This window comes from Neorhizobium sp. LMR1-1-1.1 (assembly GCF_040675795.1).
Classification (GTDB): domain Bacteria; phylum Pseudomonadota; class Alphaproteobacteria; order Rhizobiales; family Rhizobiaceae; genus Neorhizobium; species Neorhizobium cellulosilyticum.
Map to the genome: position 1 here is coordinate 1,495,065 of NZ_JBEGHE010000001.1, position 18,912 is coordinate 1,513,976.

General features: G+C 58.0%; 20 protein-coding genes and 1 tRNA gene. 10 read left to right on the forward strand and 11 right to left on the reverse strand.

The annotated features are described in order from the left end of the window. Nucleotides 1-23: 23 nt before the first annotated feature. From MRBLMR1_RS07205 to MRBLMR1_RS07225, 5 genes are all read left to right on the forward strand, one after another. Nucleotides 24-590 (forward strand): peptidylprolyl isomerase, encoded by a 567-nt coding sequence (locus MRBLMR1_RS07205; RefSeq protein ID WP_148144360.1) that lies wholly within the window; start codon nucleotides 24-26, stop codon nucleotides 588-590. A gap of 60 nt (nucleotides 591-650) precedes the next feature. Beyond that, nucleotides 651-1,160 carry a peptidylprolyl isomerase gene (locus MRBLMR1_RS07210; protein WP_148144361.1) on the forward strand — a complete coding sequence of 170 codons (510 nt, stop codon included), beginning with the start codon at nucleotides 651-653 and terminating at the stop codon, nucleotides 1,158-1,160. Nucleotides 1,161-1,245: 85 nt separating this feature from the next. Then, on the forward strand, nucleotides 1,246-2,328 hold the full coding sequence (gene queA / locus MRBLMR1_RS07215) for a tRNA preQ1(34) S-adenosylmethionine ribosyltransferase-isomerase QueA (protein ID WP_148144362.1): 1,083 nt from the start codon (nucleotides 1,246-1,248) through the stop codon (nucleotides 2,326-2,328). Beyond that, nucleotides 2,329-3,462 (forward strand): tRNA guanosine(34) transglycosylase Tgt, encoded by a 1,134-nt coding sequence (gene tgt / locus MRBLMR1_RS07220; protein WP_148144363.1) that lies wholly within the window; start codon nucleotides 2,329-2,331, stop codon nucleotides 3,460-3,462. Between the two features lie 14 nt (nucleotides 3,463-3,476). Then, nucleotides 3,477-4,034, forward strand: coding sequence for a regulatory protein RecX (locus MRBLMR1_RS07225; RefSeq protein ID WP_404944763.1), 558 nt, complete (start codon nucleotides 3,477-3,479; stop codon nucleotides 4,032-4,034). Between the two features lie 13 nt (nucleotides 4,035-4,047). Here the strand turns inward: MRBLMR1_RS07225 and MRBLMR1_RS07230 are convergent, their stop codons facing one another. Further along, nucleotides 4,048-4,473, reverse strand: a complete 426-nt coding sequence (locus MRBLMR1_RS07230; protein WP_148144364.1) for a DUF4864 domain-containing protein — start codon at nucleotides 4,471-4,473, stop codon at nucleotides 4,048-4,050. Between the two features lie 195 nt (nucleotides 4,474-4,668). On the opposite strand from MRBLMR1_RS07230, the gene MRBLMR1_RS07235 reads away from it, so the two are divergent. The 3 genes from MRBLMR1_RS07235 to MRBLMR1_RS07245 all read left to right on the forward strand — a co-directional run bounded on the left by MRBLMR1_RS07235 (nucleotide 4,669) and on the right by MRBLMR1_RS07245 (nucleotide 7,074). After that, complete coding sequence (locus MRBLMR1_RS07235; protein WP_148144365.1) at nucleotides 4,669-5,814, forward strand: MFS transporter; 1,146 nt, start codon at nucleotides 4,669-4,671, stop codon at nucleotides 5,812-5,814. A 136-nt stretch (nucleotides 5,815-5,950) separates the two neighbouring features. After that, on the forward strand, nucleotides 5,951-6,535 hold the full coding sequence (locus MRBLMR1_RS07240) for a DnaJ domain-containing protein (RefSeq protein WP_148144366.1): 585 nt from the start codon (nucleotides 5,951-5,953) through the stop codon (nucleotides 6,533-6,535). Nucleotides 6,536-6,582: 47 nt separating this feature from the next. After that, nucleotides 6,583-7,074, forward strand: a complete 492-nt coding sequence (locus tag MRBLMR1_RS07245; RefSeq protein ID WP_183686097.1) for a GNAT family N-acetyltransferase — start codon at nucleotides 6,583-6,585, stop codon at nucleotides 7,072-7,074. 157 nt (nucleotides 7,075-7,231) lie between these two features. On the opposite strand, the gene MRBLMR1_RS07250 is transcribed toward MRBLMR1_RS07245, so the two are convergent. From MRBLMR1_RS07250 to MRBLMR1_RS07285, 8 genes are all read right to left on the reverse strand, one after another. Then, complete coding sequence (locus MRBLMR1_RS07250) at nucleotides 7,232-7,771, reverse strand: YidB family protein (protein ID WP_148144368.1); 540 nt, start codon at nucleotides 7,769-7,771, stop codon at nucleotides 7,232-7,234. 419 nt (nucleotides 7,772-8,190) lie between these two features. Beyond that, nucleotides 8,191-9,033, reverse strand: coding sequence for an MBL fold metallo-hydrolase (locus MRBLMR1_RS07255; protein ID WP_148148430.1), 843 nt, complete (start codon nucleotides 9,031-9,033; stop codon nucleotides 8,191-8,193). Nucleotides 9,034-9,036: 3 nt separating this feature from the next. Further along, complete coding sequence (locus MRBLMR1_RS07260) at nucleotides 9,037-9,819, reverse strand: TatD family hydrolase (protein WP_148148431.1); 783 nt, start codon at nucleotides 9,817-9,819, stop codon at nucleotides 9,037-9,039. Nucleotides 9,820-9,892: 73 nt separating this feature from the next. Further along, on the reverse strand, nucleotides 9,893-11,449 hold the full coding sequence (metG, locus tag MRBLMR1_RS07265) for a methionine--tRNA ligase (protein ID WP_148148432.1): 1,557 nt from the start codon (nucleotides 11,447-11,449) through the stop codon (nucleotides 9,893-9,895). Nucleotides 11,450-11,566: 117 nt separating this feature from the next. Then, nucleotides 11,567-12,598, reverse strand: coding sequence for a DNA polymerase III subunit delta' (locus MRBLMR1_RS07270; RefSeq protein WP_148148433.1), 1,032 nt, complete (start codon nucleotides 12,596-12,598; stop codon nucleotides 11,567-11,569). Further along, complete coding sequence (gene tmk / locus MRBLMR1_RS07275) at nucleotides 12,595-13,260, reverse strand: dTMP kinase (RefSeq protein ID WP_148148434.1); 666 nt, start codon at nucleotides 13,258-13,260, stop codon at nucleotides 12,595-12,597. Before tmk ends, MRBLMR1_RS07270 begins: the two co-directional genes overlap by 4 nt. A gap of 87 nt (nucleotides 13,261-13,347) precedes the next feature. Further along, entirely contained in the window at nucleotides 13,348-14,517 is a 1,170-nt protein-coding gene (locus MRBLMR1_RS07280) for a D-alanyl-D-alanine carboxypeptidase family protein (protein ID WP_500064016.1), read from the reverse strand. Between the two features lie 162 nt (nucleotides 14,518-14,679). Then, on the reverse strand, nucleotides 14,680-15,798 hold the full coding sequence (locus tag MRBLMR1_RS07285) for a septal ring lytic transglycosylase RlpA family protein (protein WP_148148435.1): 1,119 nt from the start codon (nucleotides 15,796-15,798) through the stop codon (nucleotides 14,680-14,682). A gap of 380 nt (nucleotides 15,799-16,178) precedes the next feature. Here MRBLMR1_RS07285 and MRBLMR1_RS07290 point away from each other — a divergent pair. Both MRBLMR1_RS07290 and MRBLMR1_RS07295 read left to right on the forward strand, forming a co-directional pair. Beyond that, nucleotides 16,179-16,268, forward strand: a tRNA-Ser gene (locus MRBLMR1_RS07290). A 399-nt stretch (nucleotides 16,269-16,667) separates the two neighbouring features. Next, nucleotides 16,668-17,927, forward strand: coding sequence for an O-antigen ligase family protein (locus tag MRBLMR1_RS07295; protein WP_500064017.1), 1,260 nt, complete (start codon nucleotides 16,668-16,670; stop codon nucleotides 17,925-17,927). A gap of 122 nt (nucleotides 17,928-18,049) precedes the next feature. Here the strand turns inward: MRBLMR1_RS07295 and sufA are convergent, their stop codons facing one another. Then, nucleotides 18,050-18,439, reverse strand: coding sequence for a Fe-S cluster assembly scaffold SufA (sufA, locus tag MRBLMR1_RS07300; RefSeq protein ID WP_148148437.1), 390 nt, complete (start codon nucleotides 18,437-18,439; stop codon nucleotides 18,050-18,052). A 77-nt stretch (nucleotides 18,440-18,516) separates the two neighbouring features. Further along, the gene (locus tag MRBLMR1_RS07305; protein ID WP_112511628.1) at nucleotides 18,517-18,891 is read right to left on the reverse strand and encodes an SUF system Fe-S cluster assembly protein; all 375 of its coding nucleotides are present in this window, start codon (nucleotides 18,889-18,891) and stop codon (nucleotides 18,517-18,519) included. Nucleotides 18,892-18,912 lie beyond the last annotated feature (21 nt).

Here is an 18,912-nt window from a genome sequence, read left to right on the forward strand (position 1 = left end):
TGTTCAGAAACACGGAGTTTCCAATGAAATTGCTTCACTCTGCCTTTGCCGGTCTGATCGCCTTCGCATCCATGGCGGGTGCCGCCTATGCTGACGATCTCCTGACTATCCAGTTGAAGGACGGTCCGGTCGTCATCAAGCTTGCGCCGGAAGTTGCGCCGAAGCACGTTGCCCAGATCGAAGCGCTCGCCTCCAAGGGCGAGTACGACAACGTTGTCTTCCACCGCGTCATCGATGGCTTCATGGCCCAGACGGGCGATGTCGAGTTCGGCAAGCAGGGCGGTGCGAAGTTCAACCCCAAGCGTGCCGGCATGGGCGGCTCCGAGATGCCGGATATCCCGGCGGAATTTTCGAAGGTCCCGTTCAAGCGCGGCACCGTCGGTATGGCGCGGTCTCAGAGCCCGAACTCGGCCAATTCGCAGTTCTTCATCATGTTTGACGAAGGTGCTTTCCTAAACGGCCAGTATACGGTCGTCGGTCAAGTCCAGTCCGGCATGGAATTCGTCGACAAGATCAAGCGCGGCGAGGGCGGCAATGGCGAAGTCAGCAACCCCGACAAGATGATCAAGGTCACGGTCACCAAGAAGTAACGGCACAAAGCCGCGATTTTCCACTAGAAGAAAGCCCGAGAGGCAAGCAAGGAGATACACATGGCGGAGATCAAGGATCCCGAAAACACCCTCATCATGGAAACCACCAAGGGCAAGGTCGTGATCTCGCTTCTGCCGGACCTCGCTCCGGGCCACGTTGCCCGCATCAAGGAACTGGCTCGCGAAGAAGCCTATGACGGCGTAGTCTTCCACCGCGTCATCCCGGATTTCATGGCGCAGACCGGTGACGTCAAGTTCGGCAAGAAGGGCGGCGAAAGCTTCAACCCGTCGCGCGCCGGCATGGGCGGTTCCGAAAAGCCGGACCTGCAGGCTGAATTCTCGGCTGTTCCGCACGTTCGCGGCACCTGCTCTATGGCCCGTTCGCAGAACCCGAACTCCGCCAACTCGCAGTTTTTCATCTGCTTCACCGACGCTCCGTGGCTGAACAAGCAGTATTCGGTCTGGGGCCAGGTCATCGAAGGCATGGACATCATCGATCAGATCAAGAAGGGCGAACCGGTACAGGATCCGGATTCGATCGTCTCGGTCCGCGTCGCAGCCGACGTTTAAGTCGAGCTTTCGCTTTTGGCCCGCTCCGTTCCTTTAAAGGACGGGGCGGGCTTCCGCATTTCAAGAACAGGCCCGAAACTACACCATGCGTGTCGAACTTTTCGATTTCGATCTGCCGGAAGAAAACATCGCTCTGCGGCCTGCAAACCCGCGTGACAGCGCGCGTTTTCTTGTCGTGCGTCCGGATGCTGCCCCGGTTTTCGCGGATCACCGCGTTTCCGAACTGGCGGACTTCTTAGAACCTGGCGATGCGCTGGTGTTCAACGATACCAAGGTTATTCCGGCGCAGCTCGAGGGTATCAGGCACCGCGAAGGCGCGGGCGGCCAGCAGGTGTCTGCAACGCTGCATATGCGCAGCGAGCCCGATGTCTGGAAGGCATTCGCCAAGCCCGGCAAGCGCATCAAGATCGGTGATCGTATCGAATTTGGTCACTCGGCGGAGACATGTCAGCTCGGCTCACTGATGGCGACGGTGGAAGAGAAAGGCGAGGGTGGCGAAGTCACCCTGCGCTTCGATCTTTCAGGACCGGCGCTCGACGAGGCGATCATGTCCGTCGGCCATATCCCGCTGCCGCCCTATATCGCCGCCAAGCGTGCGGAAGATGCAAAGGATCGGCAGGATTACCAGACCATCTATGCTCGCGAGGACGGAGCCGTTGCGGCCCCCACCGCCGGCCTGCATTTCACGCCTGATCTCTTTGCAAAACTTGATGCCGCAGGCATCGAACGGCATTTCGTTACACTCCATGTCGGCGCCGGCACGTTTCTGCCGATGAAGGTGGATGATACGGTCGACCACAAGATGCATCAGGAAATCGGGTATGTGAGCGCCGAAACTGCTGCAAAGCTCAACGCCGTGAAGGCGAGGGGCGGGCGCATCATCTGTGTCGGCACGACCTCGCTGCGGCTGATCGAAAGCGCCGCCGTCGATGGCGGCACGATCGAGCCGTGGAGCGGCCCGACCGGCATCTTCATCACACCCGGCTACCGCTTCAAGGCGGTGGACATGCTGATGACCAATTTCCACCTGCCGAAATCCACCCTGTTCATGCTCGTCTCGGCCTTTTGCGGCCTGGAGACGATGCAGGACGCCTATGCCCATGCCATCAAGACAGGTTATCGCTTCTATTCCTACGGCGATTCCAGCCTGCTATTTCGGAAAGACTAGATGAGCACCGAGAATTTCCAGTTCACCCTGAAGAAGACCGACGCCGGCGCGCGCCTTGGCGAAGTCTCCATGCCGCGCGGCACGATCCGTACTCCCGCCTTCATGCCGGTCGGCACCGTCGGCACGGTCAAGGCGATGTATCTCGACCAGGTCAAGGACACCGGCGCCGATATCATCCTCGGCAATACCTATCACCTGATGTTGCGCCCCGGCGCTGAGCGCGTCGCGCGCCTCGGTGGCCTGCACAAGCTGATCCGCTGGGATGGTCCGATCCTGACGGATAGCGGCGGTTTCCAGGTCATGTCCTTGTCCGGCCTGCGCAAGCTCGACGAGAAGGGCGTCACCTTCAAGAGCCATGTCGATGGTTCGCTGCACCATATGTCGCCGGAACGCTCTATCGAGATCCAGGGTCTGCTCGGTTCCGACATCCAGATGCAGCTCGACGAATGTGTGGCACTGCCGGCCGAGCCGCAGGAAATCGAACGCGCCATGGAACTGTCGTTGCGCTGGGCCGAGCGCTGCCGCGTTGCCTTCGGCGATCAGCCGGGCAAGGCGATGTTCGGAATCGTTCAGGGCGGCGATCAGCCGGCCCTGCGCATCCGCTCCGCCGAAGGCCTGAAGCAGCTAGATCTCAAGGGCTATGCTGTGGGTGGTCTGGCAGTCGGCGAACCGCAGGATGTCATGCTCTCGATGCTGGAAACGACGCTTCCCGTTCTGCCGACCGAAAAGCCGCGTTACCTGATGGGCGTCGGCACGCCGGACGATCTTCTAAAGTCCGTTGCCCGTGGTATCGACATGTTCGACTGCGTCATGCCGACCCGCTCCGGCCGACATGGTCTGGCGTTCACCCGCCGCGGCCGCGTCAACATCCGCAATGCCCGCCATGCCGAAGACATGCGCCCGCTGGACGAAGAGTCCAACTGCCCGGCCGCACGTGATTATTCCCGCGCCTATCTGCATCACCTCATTCGCTCCGACGAGGCGCTGGGCGGCATGCTGCTCTCCTGGAACAACCTGAACTACTATCAGGACCTGATGAAGGGCATCCGCCAGTCGATCGAGGAAGGTCGGTTCGCCGACTTCTACGCCGAAACCCAGGAAAACTGGGCCAAGGGCGATATCGCCCCACTCTAAGGAGTTTTGTCGGCGTGAGCGGAGAGAGCGAGCAGGATCAGGCAATCGTTGTCACGCCACGCATGCTGGCTTGGGCGCGCAATTCCGCCATCTATCGGCTGTCGCGCAGGATGATGTCCGAACGCGAGCTGGCCGACGCCATCAAGCGAAAGGCCAGGCAGAAGTTCGAGGATATTTCCGACGAAGACCTGCAGATCTTGGCTGCGGCCGCGCTCGAATGCGGCCGTACACTGGGCTGCCTCGATGATGCGAATTATGCCGAGACCAAGGTTCGTTCGGGCGTGCGGACGGGGCGCTCACGGCGCATGCTGCAACGAAAGCTGCAGGAGAAAGGCATAACCTCAGAAACCGCTGCGGTCGCCCTTGAAGATGCCGACGATCTCCAGGCCGCGCTCGCCTATGCGCGACGCCGCGGCTTCGGGCCCTATCGGCGCGAGCACGCCGATGAAAAGCGGATCCTCAAGGAATTGTCTTCACTCGCGCGTAACGGCTTCGGTTCCGATATAGCCCGGCGCGTTATCGGTCTCAGTCGAGAGGATGCGGACGAGATGTTGTCGGCCGCGCCGCTTTAGCAACGGTTTCTCGTCAGATGCCGGTGCTCGTTGAGTTTTTCATCATCCTGACGCCATTCACCTTGTAGGTGCCGTCGTCCATCAGCCGCATTTCGTAGATCGCGGTCCAGTCCTTGCCGCCCGGCCCGGTGATCATCACCTCCTGAAACACCATCTCGCCGCCGCCGACCAGTTTAGAGCGGCCGAAGGCATAGTTTCCTGCGTGATAGACTGCCTCGTAATTTTTCTGCACCATAGTCAGGAATGCATTCTCGTCGGGATACATCATCCGGATATCGGGGGAGGCGTATGAATAAGCCTTCTCCGCATCGTCCCGCATCAGCGCCCTTATTTGTTCCGAAATCACCGACTGGGCCTGCAATGCAGGGTCCTCGGCATGGACGACAGGAGGAGCGACAAGCACCAGAGTAGCAACCAGCGAAGCAAAGCGAGCGACCATCAGACGTTCTCCAGCAAGAAGATTGATGGTAGCGCGTTTCTGACCGCTGAAAAGATGGGCATGCGAATTTTATCGGCAGATCGCGTAATTGAAGCCGGCTGCTTTGTAATGCAGGGCAGGGTCCTGTCATACGCGCTTGTTGTTCCCGTGACCTTTTGCGACGAATGCCGTGCCTGATTCGATCGGATACCCTTTATGACTCTTCTGCCCCCGGCCTTGCTCTATTTCAGCAATGCCATTCTCTTCATTTCACTGTTCACCCGCCTGCCTTCCATCCAGGAAACCCTTCAAGTCGACAAGGCGGTGCTCGGCCTCGCGCTGCTCAGCGCTCCCATCGGAACCTTTCTTGCCCTGCCGATCGCCGGCCGCATCACCGATCGCCTGACGCCGCGTCTGACCGCCGTCACCATGCTGCCGATCGTTGCGCTTTTGAGCCCGCTGCTGACGATCTTTCCGCTGCCGGGTTTCATCTTTTGTTTCTTTCTTTTCGGATTTTTCCGTACCATTTTCGACGTCGCGGCAAACATGATCTCCGCCGGCATCGAGGCGCGCACGGGCGTCAAGGTCCTCTCCCGCAGTCACGGTTTCTGGTCGGTCGGCCTTCTGGTCGGCTCGCTTGCATCCGGTTTTCTGGCGGAGGAGGGGATTTCCCCGACAATCCAGCAGAGCATGGCGGCTGCGCTTGTTCTTCTTGCCTGTCTCACGGTCTTCCTGTTGACGCCCGCCGACCCGCCGGCCGTACCCACGACAAAACGTCGCTCCGCCTATGTCCTGCCGGATCGCACTATCCTGCTGATCTGCGTCATGGTCTTCGGTCTCTGCATTGTCGAGGGCGCGATTTATGACTGGGGCATCTTCTTCCTGCGCGAGGAATTGCGCGTAGACCCGGCGCTCGCCGGCACGCTCTACGCCGCATTCACCATCGGCATGGGCCTGACCCGCATGATGGGCGACATGCTGCGCGATCGTTTTGGCGCGCTGGCTCTGATCCGCATGTCGGCAGTGACAGTCGCGGTCGGCATCGTGCTTCTGGTCTCGTCTCCATCCTACATATATGCGGGCGTGGCACTCTTCCTGATTGGCTGCGGTATCGCTCTGGCCTTCCCGCTGGCAGTTGCCACCACCATCGCGCTCGGCAAGGGCCAGCCATCGGAAAACCTGGCGGCTCTCGCCCTGACCTTGATGTTGTCCACCATCGGCGTTCCACCGCTTCTCGGATTCATTGCCGAGCATGTGAGCCTGACCGCGACTTTCCTGGTGCTTCTGCCCTGCGTTTTCATAAGTTTCCTGATGGCACCGGTCGCGGAAGGTAAACGCCCGTTTCGCTTCAGAAAACAATAATTGTGGGCAAAGCCGGGCAGGGTGGGAAGCCGCCCATAATTGGCCATAAGAATGGGTAAGGGGTTGAGCCATCGAGGCTTAACGCTTACGACTAAGATTGCTCCAAGCATGACATGCCGAAGACAGGTGACGCTCCTTGATCGACCCCTATGACATTCTGGGCCTTTCGCGAGACGCAGATAACGCGGCGGTAAAATCCGCCTACAGGAAGCGTGTGAAAACGGCTCATCCGGACGCAGGTGGCGACCAAAAGGCTTTCGGCGACCTGAAGCGGGCTTATGAACTGCTGCTCGATCCCGTGCGCCGCAAGGTTTTCGACGATACCGGCTATGATCCGGAACTGGCGGATACCAGGGACCTTCAGGGGCTCGTCATTCTGGAAACGCTCGTCAACGAAATGATCCTCGACGAGCGCGAGCCTGGTTCATTCGATCCCGTCGCCTCCATGCGCCGCAAGTTGACCGACCGGATCGTCAGCGCACGGTTCCATATCCTGGAAATGGAACGGCATCGCGCCCGCATCCGCAATCATATGGACCGGATGGGCCGCAAGCCCGGAACCGACGTGCTGGGGCGCATGCTGAAGGCGCGTTGCGAGACGATCGGCGAGGCGATTTCGAAGTCCGAAGCCGAGATCAAGACGATCGAACAGGCCTATGGCATGCTCGACGGTTATGCCTACGAGCTCGAAATTCCCGAGATCCAGGACGCTGCCGAATAACTCCGGCAGCCTCATCCAGCTTTTAAACTGAATTCCGGAGACGATTGATGTCACTCTCTATTCGCCCCGCCACGCGTGGTGATGCCGTAACCCTGCTTGGATTCATTCGCGAACTTGCGATCTATGAAAAAGCCGAGCACGAAGTGGCAGCCACCGTCGAGACGATCGAACAGTCGATCTTCGGTCCCCGCTCGGTGACGCAGGCGCTGATCTGCGAAAAGGACGGGCAAGCGATCGGCATGGCGATCTGGTTCTTCAACTATTCCACCTGGCAAGCTCGCAACGGGTTGTATCTGGAGGACCTCTATGTGACGCCCAGCGCGCGAGGTTTTGGAGCCGGCAAGGCATTGCTGCAGCGACTGGCCCAGATTGCACTGGAAAATGGCTGCGGCCGTTTCGAATGGAGCGTACTCGACTGGAACGAACCGGCAATCAAGGTTTATGATGCCATCGGTGCCGAACCGCAGAATGAATGGATTCGCTACCGGCTCGCCGGAGATGCGCTGACCGCTTTCGCCGAAAAGCGGGCAGGGCCTTAAGCCTCTGCCTCACGCGATCCGAGGAGACGTACTCAAAAACACGACTTGCATCGCTTTTTTCGAGTATGCCGCGGCTTTAATACAATTGTTCTTAACGGGAGATTTCGGCCGACATGACGTGATGTTGCAAGGCTCGCTCTCTCGCGGACGCAGGATTTCAGACGGTCCTAAAATCCCCGTCGTCACGGGGCAGGTGGCCGCCCGGCGTCAGGTCGTCTACCGCACGCGGCAGATCCTTGCTCAGGCGCGCAAGAATCTCTTCTCGCGAAAGGCCGGTCTTCGCCGAAAGCTCTTCGAGCACGTCGGGTCCGATTGCCTGCTCGAGTTGAACGTCGTCGATATCCTCGTTAGCGCCTGGATTTACCCAGGATTCGGCCTTTTCTCCAAGCCCGTTCTGCTGGAACGTCTTCAAGAGATCGCCCAGACCGCCGCTGAGAATCCCGCCGGACGCAAGTCCGCCAAGAAGGCCGCCCAAGCCGCCGAGCCCACCGGCACCGCCGCCGCCGGCTAACTTGCCGAACAGATCATCGAGTCCGGCCGTCTGAGGCTGTGGCGATCGACCATCCGGTTGCGCGATATTCGGATCTCCAGCCTGAGGGTTCTGTATTCCGCGCAGCATTTCCGCGATCTTGTCTCTGTTCTGATATCCGGCGACCGCAAGAACGCCGAGCAATGCTTTCAATTGACCACTCACCATAGCTCTTTCCTCCATTTTGCGAGCCTCACGAGCGAGGCGCTGACGAGTTCAAAATCATCAGGTTTGAAACGCCGGTTTGCAACGAATTGGCATGCACGACTTAAACAAGCAGAGTTAGCCAATCCGAACATCAGTTCAGCAGAACAAAGGTCAAACTGGCCACTTGGTCATTTAGGACAGGCTTATATATTTTCCATCGACTGGACGAAGTTTGTCTGAGTTCCCGAATTCATCGGGCAGGGCGAAGGCTGCGACAAACGAGTTAGGTTAAACGTAAAGTGCAACACGGAGAGAATGTCTTCGTCGCACTTCATCCTTGAACCCAGCCTAGCCACATACGAATATCGCATAAGATAGATTATGGAACAAACGAATACGGCCGAACTAGCAGAGACTTGCGTAGATCCCTTGAGACGTCCTTACAACTCGTTGCCCGGCACAGCGATCTCGAAACTCAATCCGTCATATGCTGGCTCCACATGATCCGGCGTTTCGTTCATCACGGTCTGATAGTCGAGCGGAATATGCATATGCGTGAGAATGGCGCGCTTAGCGCCAAGGCGTGCGATCCAGTCGAGAGCCTGCTCCAACGAGAGATGGCTCGGATGCCGCTTATATTGCAGCGCGTCGATGATCAGTATGTCGAGCCCGGAAAGCCGCTCGATGCTCTCTACCGGAAAATCGCTGACATCCGTGCAGTAAGCGACGTCACCGATCCTGAAACCCAGCGAATGAACGTCGCCATGGGCCTGCATATGCGCATGGAACCGGATCGGTCCGCCGGCGCCGTCGACCACGATCTCGTCGTCAAGATTGTCGATCAGAACCGGCGTCACGATCGGCGGATAATTTCCGCCAGGCGGCGTTTCCAGGCAATAGCCGAAGCCTTGGTGGATGCGTTCCATCGTCAGCGGATCGGCGTAGATCGGTATCCGGTGCTTCTGCAAGAGAACGTAGCCACGCAGGTCATCGATGCCGTGCAGATGGTCGGCATGGGCATGCGTGTAGAGAACGGCGTCGATGCGCGGCACCCTGGCCGCAATCATCTGCTCGCGAAAATCCGGCCCGGTATCGATAGCGACGATCGTGCGGCCGCCATCCGGAGCGATCTGCTCGATGAGAAAGGCCGTGCGCGTGCGCCTGTTCTTGGGGTTTTCTGGATCGCAAGCGCCCCAGTCACCATTCAGCCGCGGCACACCCGGAGATGACGAACAGCCCAGAATGGTGAAGCGTCTGCGGTATCCGGTTGCTACCTCTGGCACGCTTTAAAGCCTCGGCATCTTGGCGAAGCAGCAGAACGCGTTTTCCGTCGTGATCGTCGCCATCTCGTCGTAGCTGACGCCATGGACCTCGGCTAGAACCTCGGCCGTATTGACCACATAGGATGGCTCGTTGCGCTTGCCGCGCCAGCGCTTCGGCGCCAGGAACGGCGCGTCTGTTTCCACCAGAAGGCGGTCCAGCGGCACGGTTTTTGCTATGTCGCGGATATCCTGGGATTTCGGAAAGGTCAGGATGCCGGAGAAGGATACGTAGCCACCCAGTTCAATACCGGCACGGGCGAGGTCGGGTCCGGCCGAGAAGCAATGCAGGATGAAGGGGAATGCCCCCTTCCCGCTTTCCGCGGTCAGGATTTCGATCATGTCCTCGTCGGCACTTCGGCTATGGATGACCAGCGGAAGTTTTGTGACACGCGCCGCTTCGATATGCCGGGCAAGACCGGTCTTCTGGTCCGCCGGCGTCTGCGTGTCATAGAAATAGTCGAGACCGGCTTCGCCGATCGCCACGATCTTCTCATGTGAATTGGCAAGGCGGATCAGGTCTTCCGCCTGGATATCCAGTTCCTCGCCGGCATTGTTCGGGTGCGTGCCCACAGAGCAGAAAACGGACGGGTATTTTTCAGCAATTGCCAGCAGCGTCTTGAGTTTCTTTACGCGCGTGGAGATCGTCACCATCTGCTTCACGCCGGCCTGATGCGCTCGCTCGATGAGCAGGTCGCGCTCCTCATCGAACTCGGCAAAATCCAGATGGCAATGGGTATCGATCAGCATGGACACGTTATTCAAACCTTGACTGCAATATGGGCGACGATCCGGCGGACATGCCGGACCGTCCTTTTCTTTCTCAGGCCGTTGCCTCGGGCGCGACATAACGTGGGAAGACCGGCGTCGGTGCTTCAAGCACGGTGCCCGGCTTCAGGCGTCCGGCTTCGCCCAGTGTTGCGAAATCCCGTGCGTCCGCAGAAGCGGCGACCAGATTGAGCAGCTTGGTCGATGATTCCGGCATGAACGGCTGCAGTAGAATGGCGATCTGGCGCACGACCTCGGCCGTGACATAAAGAACCGTACCCATCCGCTCCGGATCGGTCTTCTTCAGCGACCATGGCTGCTGCCCGGCGAAATAACGATCCGTTTCGGAGACGACGGCAATGATCGCCGCCAGCGCCTTGTGGATCATCTGCTTGTCCATCTCCTCGCGGCAGGTGGCAATCAGCGCATCGGCAGAGGCAAGCATCTCACGGTCGGCCTCGGTCAGTTCGCCCGGCGTCGGGATCTGGCCGTCGCAATTCTTGACGATCATCGACAGCGAACGGCTGGCAAGGTTGCCGATACCGTTGGCAAGGTCGGCATTGATACGGATACCGATCGCCTCTTCGCTGCAGAAACCATCCTGGCCGAACGAGATCTCGCGCATCAGGTAATAGCGGATCGCGTCGAGGCCAAAATGTTCGATCAGCTCGAACGGATCGAGCACGTTGCCGAGCGACTTCGACATCTTCTCGCCACCCTTGGCCAGCACGAAACCATGCGCATAGACGCGCTTGGGCAACGGCAGCTTGGCCGACATCAGGAAGGCGGGCCAGTAGACCGTGTGGAAGCGGATGATGTCCTTGCCGATGATATGCGCATCCGCCGGCCAGAATTTCGCCCGCGGACCGTTTTCATCAGTCAGAAGGCCGGTCGCGGTCACATAATTGGTCAACGCATCGACCCACACATACATTACATGTTCCGGATCGTTGGGAACCTTCACGCCCCAGTCGAAGGTCGTGCGCGAGATCGAAAGATCCTTCAGGCCGGATTTGACGAAGGAAATGATCTCGTTGCGACGCTCGGCCGGGCCGATGAAGTCGGGCTGTTCCTCGTAAAGCTTCAGCAGCCGGTCCTGATAGGCCGAAAGCTTGAAGAAGTAGCTCGACTCCTCAACCCACTCGACCGGCGTCCCCTGCCCGCCGTAACGCACGCCGTCGCGAACTTCCGTTTCGTCCTCGGCGTAATAGGCTTCATCACGGACGGAATACCAGCCGGCATAGCTGTCCTTGTAGATGTCGCCATTGTCGGCCATCCGGTTCCACATGATCTGGCACGCCTCATGATGGCGCAGCTCAGTGGTGCGGATGAAATCGTCGTTAGAGGCGTTGAGTACCTTGCCCATGGCGCGGAATTCATTGGAATTGCGCTCTGCCAGCTCTTCAGGCGAAATGCCTTCCTTGCGTGCGGTCTGCTGCATCTTCTGACCATGTTCGTCGGTGCCTGTCAGGAAGAAGACGTCTTTCCCATCAAGGCGCTGGAAGCGCGCCATGGCATCGGTCGCGATCAGTTCGTAGGCATGGCCGATATGCGGCTTGCCGTTCGGATAGGAAATCGCGGTGGTGATGTAGAAGGGCGTCTTGTCGGACATCGATACACTCGGAAAATGGTTTTTCGCGGCACAGCGGCGCGGGTCATGCCGCTCTTAGCGCATGTTTGCCTGATGCGAAACCCAAACTTCCTTATGGGAGCCGTTAACGGCCGATCGTCAAGCCGCTTTTGCCGCTTCCAGGATCGACAGAAGCGTCTGTTTCTTGTCGAGATTATAGGCGGTCGACACCGTGATCTTCTCGACGATCTCGCTGACCAGCTTCGCCCGCTTATCGGCAACCGCCAACTGCCCCTGCAACGCCGCACCACGGGCCTGTTCCACGAGATATTCGCTTAAATGTTCGAGGAAGAAGGTGAAGATCACCTCGCTGTCCTTGCCCGACAGAACATCGGCCAGCCGATGCATGGCCTTGCGTGCAGAAGGTCCCCCTCCGGCGACAATCTCGTCGAATGCGGCGATGATATCGAGACCGCCATAATTCTTCAGCTTCAGTGCGCGCGAGACGCTGCCCTTGGCCAACCGCTGCACCGACTCGGCCGTCTGGCCGCCGTCGATCGATTGTCCGAGCGCAGTCAGAGACTGGCTCAATTCGCTGTCGCCGAGCGGTGACAGCTTGAGTGTCTGGCAGCGAGAGCGGATCGTCGGCAGAAGCTTGCCGGGCGCGTGCGACAGAACCAGAAACATGGCACCGCGCGGCGGTTCTTCCAAAATCTTCAGGATCGCGTTGGCCGCATTTCTGTTCAGGTCATCGGCGGGATCTATGATGACGATGCGCCGGTTACCGGTGCCCGAGGTCTGAGAGAAAAAGTGCCCTGCCCGCCTCACCTCGTCGACGGTGATTGCGCTCTTCACCTTGCCGGTTTTGTCGTCCACAGGCCGCGTCAGGTGCAGCAGATTATGGGAAGCGCCGGACAGGATCTGTCGGCTGATCGGCGTCGACGGATCGGGATCGGGAATTGTCACTGGCGCAAGCCCCGGTTCGGGATTGGAAAGCACGTAGTTTGCGAACCGGAACGCAAGCGTCGCTTTACCGATCCCTTCCGGCCCCTCGATCAGGATCGCATGATGCGACTTGCCGGTACGATAGCTACGCGCCAGAAACTCCTGCGCGCCCGAATGGCCGAATAGCTGGGTATTTGCAGCCGGGTGAATGGCTCCGTCCAGAACATTTGCGGCTGTATCGCTCACGAGACCTGCTCCGCGGCTACTGACGCCTCAGTCGCCGTTTCCACCAGCGTGAAAATCTCCTCGGCGATTTCGTCTTCCGGCCGACCTGCGTTTATAACCCGGCAGCGTCGCGGCTCGGCCGCCGCAATATCGAGATATGCCTGCCGCCGCTTTTCATGTGTATCGACCTCTTCCTTCTCAAAACGATCGGGCGCATCACCGCCGCCACGGCGGCGTGCTCGGGCAAGACCTGCCTCGGCCGGAAGATCGAGAATAAAGGTGAGGTCCGGCATGACGCCGTCTGTGGCGATGCGCTGAAGGGCTTCGATGAAGCCTGGCTCGAGATTTCCGGTGACGCCCTGATAGACTCGTGAGGAATCGACGAATCGATCGCAGAGCACGACTGCGCCCGTTTCCAGCGCAGGGCGGATAACCTCTTCGACATGATCGTTGCGGGCAGCGGCAAACAGGATCGCCTCCATGCGCACACCGAAGGTTTCGGCTGCTCCACTGAGGAGAACGTGCCGAACGGCCTCTGCGCCCGGAGATCCGCCCGGTTCGCGTGTCACCAGCACATCGTGACCGGCACGGCGAAGCCGATCGGCCAACCGACGGATCTGGGTCGACTTGCCGACCCCCTCGCCGCCCTCGAAGGTGATGAATATGCCCGAACGATCTGTCACGCTTGTCTTTGAACCTGTCTATGTCTGAAGGGCATATAGCGCATCGGCCAGAAATTCGGAACGACTTTCGGCACGGCTCACGCGGCGTCAAAGCCAGAAGAACAGTAGCTCCATCAGGGCATCGCTTGCCTGAGCCCTGAGACCGCCGACCTCCACAGAAGCTGCAGCCTCAAGCGGGATTTCCCGGATCACCCTGTCGCCTGACGAGATTCGCAAGGTCGCGATCTCCCGTCCCTGGGCGACCGGCGCCCGCAGGGGCCAGTTGTAGGCGATCCGTCCAGACAGCCTTTCCGGGCTGGTCTTCGGCGTGAAAATATCGACAGGTTCTCTCGTGACGAGGTCGACCTTGCTTTCGACACCTCCATATATGCTCGCCTGCCCGATCACCTCTCCCGCCTTAAAAACAACCCGGGTCTCGAACGAGGACAATCCCCACTCCAGAATGCGTCTGGCTTCATCTGTCCGCTCCTTGTCCGTGGCAAGGCCGCCGAGGGCGAGGAAGAGGCGCGTATTATCTCTCGCGACCGACGCGGCTAGTGCATAACCTGTCCCTTCGGCAAAACCGGCCCCCAAACCGTCTACCCCCATATTAAGCGACAGAAGCGGGTTCTTGTTGCGCTGGAATATCTTGTTCCAGGCGAAATCCGGCTGCGCATACAGAGGGTAATATTCCGGATAGTTTCGATGGAGATGCCGCGAAAGCTCGACCAGATCGCGCGCGGTCGTCCAACTTTCAGCATAAGGCAAACCTGTGGCGTTGCCGAATGTGGAACGCGCCAGACCGATATCCTTGGCCTTTGCCGTCATGCGGGCCGCAAATTCACCTTCGGAGCGCGCAATACCCTCCGCCAGAATGATACAGGCGTCATTGGCATTCTGGATGATCACGCCGCGCATCAGGTCGGCCACCGGCACCTGAGATTTCAACGCGGCAAACATTGTTGTCGTACCGGAAGGCGCACCGCCCGTGCGCCAGGCATATTCGCTGACCGGATATAGCGTCTCGGGTGAAATCGCGCCGCTTTTCAATGCATCGAAAACGACTTCCATCGTCATCAGCTTGGCAAGCGATGCTGCCGGAAAGGACTGGTTTTCGTTGACAGCCAAGAGCACGGTACCCGTCGCTGCCTCAATGAGATACGCCTGTTTTGCCTTTGTCGCGAAAACGGGCTGCGCTTCCTGCGCCAATACGTTCCCTGCCGCCTGCAATGTGGTCGCAGCCAGCACAAAAACCAAAAGCAGAAAACTTCGCATCATTCCCCCGCAGTCCATCCGATTCATGCTCAGAGTAGCAAGAGGTCTTTTATGGTGAATTAAGAACGACATGGCATCCGTGAAAACAAAATCACCCCAAAAACCTTTCGGGCTTTCGGGGTGATGAAAAGTCAGTATCGTTTCGTGTGTCGACGATAGCCGGCGTCAATATTTCTGGCCGGGCTTTGGCGGCTCCAGCAGCACGTTGCCGAACATCACGCGTGTAACCTTGCCCTGCTGCGGTTCCGCTGCATAGGCAGTCTCAGTCGTTCGAGCCTGAACCGGCTGCTGAACACGCTGCACCGGCTGAACACGTTGTGCGGGCTTTGGCTGGCTTGGCGCCGACGCATAAGCAACAACGCGCTCCTGCTGGACGGGACGGGCAGCGGGCGCAGCCTTGCGCTCGACAGGCACGGGAGCGGCGCGCGTGACAGATGCGATCTGCGCAGTCTGCTGTTCGAACTTTTCGGCTGCCGGGCGCTTGGCAGACGATGCGCTCGGGCTGCGTCCCGCATAGGCGGCGGCCGGCATGGACGAGCTGTAACTCTGCAACTGATCACCAAGGGGTTGGTTAGATGCAACCATTACCCCGCTCGCAATCTGGCCGCCGGGGTTGAACGACGGCAGACGATCACCCTTGCGAATATAGGAGGCCATCAGGAATGGCATATCCTCGCCATCCATTCGCGCACGACCAAGATACTGGACATTAACTCGACCGGTACCGGTCTGCTTGATGTCGATCATCTCTGCGGTCTTGTCCGAAACGTCGATGATGCGACCCGGGTGATATGGCCCACGGTCGTTGACGCGAACGACGACGGACGAACCGGTATCGACATTGGTTACGCGGGCGTAGCTCGGGAGAGGAAATGTCGGATGCGCGGCAGAAAGATGCGAGCTGTCATACACTTCACCATTGGCGGTTAGACGACCGTGGAATGCCGAGCCATACCAAGACGCAAGGCCGGACTTGTTGTAGTTCGGGTCTTCCTTGGGCACGTAGGTCTTGCCCTTGACCTCATAAGGCTGTCCGACCATGAAGCGGCCACCGCCCTTCGGAACAGGCCTGCCGTCCGCAACAACGCGCGGGCTGGCCTTCACACCATATTCCGACTCAGCAAAATATTCCTTGCCGTGACCCTTCTTCTTCGGGGCTTCAGCCATCTTGGTCGAGGCACAGGATGCCATCGTCGCACACATTACGCTGATCCCAAGCCATTTAGACCAGAGGGAAAGTTTGCCGCCACTCAAACTCAAAGCTCGTCCGTCCCTATTTCGCATTGTGCGAATATGATGCAGGGCCTCGCAACCCGTACCATTCGCAACCACAACCCCACCCTCGTGAAACCACTTGGGCCTAATACTGGACAGGTTTTGCTTGGTTCGTGGCAGAAATGCGAACAAAATCTGTGGAATGGTTAAAATTCAAATGGTTATAGTTAACGAAAAGTAAATTAATTTCATTTTATTGCTGTTCCAATACGCAACGCGCCGAAACTTATACTTTGTCTTAACCTTTTCACATGCGACCGCAGCAAGAATCACCACCACACAAGGTTATGCCCCCCCAGCGCGGGACGCATGATTGTCGCCTTGGTGCCCTCCTATCATCGCAGCTGCCGTTGACGGGGCGATCAATGGACGATAAAGCGCAACAGTCTGGATGGGTGGCCGAGTGGTTTAAGGCAACGGTCTTGAAAACCGTCGTGCGGGGAACCGTACCGTGGGTTCGAATCCCACCCCATCCGCCACGGTCTCCATTTCCATCTCAGCAATCAGATATTTCCATCATGATCGCTCGCAACTGAGATTCTCGGATATTTTCGGCCTCCTTCGAAAAGTCGTGGTACCGCGTTTCTTTCGGAAGTGACAAAGGCTGCAAACTTCGTTTGGGAGCCAAGAAGCATTCATGAGCAAGCCAACCAAGCGCCTCGCTCACCCCGTCATTAATACAATCCGCCAAAAAACAAGACGTGTCGTTGACAGTCTAATACCTACGTAGAATAAGCTGACTGAATTCATTCATAGGCGACACGATGAAGACAGAGATGCATCCGAATAAGATCGGCGTCACGTGCCTTACTTTTGCACCTCTGGAAATTTGCGCAAACTCGCAAATCATCAATGCCAACCCTATAAGCTAGGTGGAAATGAAGACTGTTAGCAGCATGAAAGAGCCCTTGGAGGAACTTGAATTTGCTCTTCATCGAGTGCTGATTCATGTCATTCTTATTTGCGACGTCCTGTTTGCATCCCGTATTTATCAAGCGATCGGTCTATTCCTACAGCCGCTAATTTTGGGCAGCTGTGCGGCTATCATCATTTTTTATTGTGCCTATACAGCAATAAGAGGTCACATACTCATACCACTGATGGCCGTTGGTTATGTGGCGCTCGTAATGACACAATTGACTGTGTTCGCAGACAAGCTTTGGCTACCCGTCAATACAAACGCCTTCTTCCAATACATATGGGTGATGTCATTCGTTCCGTTCGCGGGCGTGTGCCTGGCCGGTGGGCGAACCTATCTGCTGAAATGCGTCATCGGCTGCGGAACGGGTTATTGCTGCTTTTACGCACTTGTCTCGATCATGCAGATGGCGGGCGTCTTGCCCGGCAAAATTCTGGCCGGCCTAGTTTCCGATCTTGATTTCCGGGGCGCGCGGATTTTCCTCTATTCCGGCCTAGCCGCACTCACATATTTCTATTGGCTGGTGCAAATCCGGACACGCGTGACCTGGGTCAGCCTGTCCTTTTTCTTGATATGCACGCTGGCATCACTGCTTTCTCTCTCTCGCGTCTATCTTCTTGTGATCTTCTGCCTGAGCATCGTGTTCATGCTTTCGCCCAGACCCGCTTTTTTACGAATATTGGCTATCTCTGTTCTGGGACTTGGAACCACATTCGTTTTGTCCGGGATGCTGGTTCCCGCCTTCAATCCATTCGATCTGTTTGCAAATGACGCTTCGGGCGCCTATCGAGCGCTGGAATATGAAGTCATGCGCGACCGAATTTTTGCCGATCCCCTATGGGGCTTTGGAATGTCGCCGACGTCAGATGCGTCCAAGCCATTCCTGGGGCCTTATCTTATCTTCCCCGGAGATGTGGGCAGTGTCGGGGTGTGGTTTGAGTTTGGCCTGATCGGCCTAGGCTTGTATCTGGTCATCCTCTGGCGGTGCTCCACTCCACAGCGGTCATTGCCAACGAAATATGGCTGGCCGCTTTTCCTGACCGGAACAATGCTGACGGCTTATGGCGCGATGGCGCCTCTGGCGATCGCCCCAGGTGGGGCGACAATGACAGGATTGATTTTTGGAGTTGGCCTGACTGCTCACGTTCAACAGAGAAACCACAAGCGGCGCTCTCAGCCGCTTTCAGGATCGCTCCGACAAACCATCTCGGCGCGATAGATGCGCTGCGCGAAGGTAGGGGGGCTGGTCAGTTTCCTCCCGCGATACGCTGCATTCGGTCTTGGTGCGCAACGCAGCCCGGATGGATTAAAACGACCGCACGTACCCAAATATGACTTTCGTCAGGCGGTGACGCCAGCTTCGCGTTGTTTTGCGAGTGCGGCAAGATCCGCTGGCTTCAGTTCTACCGATTCGCCGCAGCCGCAGGCGGACGTCTGGTTTGGATTTACGAAGGTGAAGCCTGAGCGCATCTTGGTAATTTCGAAATCCATCTGAGTGCCCAGCAGATAAAGAACGGCCGAGGGCTCGATCCAAACTTTGGCGCCGTCATGCTCAATGAGGTCATCCTTGGCATTTGCCTCGGTAACGAGGTCGATCGTGTATTCCATGCCGGCGCAACCGCCCTTCTTGATCCCGACGCGTATGCCCTTGGCATCCGGACCGGAATTGGAAACGATTTGCTTGACGCGGTCTGCCGCCGCATCGGTCATGGTCATCACTGCAAAGCCCATCGGCTCATTCCTCTTCCACAACCGGGTTCAAGGCCCGGCGTTTCTGACAATCAATTTAGTCGCAGCAGCCTAAGCTATCAATACCAGCCGACCGCGACCTGCGCTTCTTCCGACATGCGCTCCGGCGTCCACGGCGGATCGAAAGTCATTTCGACTTCGACGCCGGATACGCCCTGAACTGCGCTCACAGCATTTTCGACCCAGCCAGGCATTTCGCCGGCAACCGGGCAGCCCGGCGCGGTCAGCGTCATGGCGATCTTGACCATACGGTCGTCTTCGATGTCGATCTTGTAGATCAACCCGAGTTCGAAGATGTCCGCCGGAATTTCCGGGTCATAAACGGTCTTCAGGGCTGCGATGATATCGTCGGACAGGCGCTCCAGTTCGTCCGCCGGAATCGCGGATTCGATGATCCCTTCGCGGGCATCCCACTTCGGTATGTCTTGGTCCATGGCCTTCAAATGTCCCAGTCA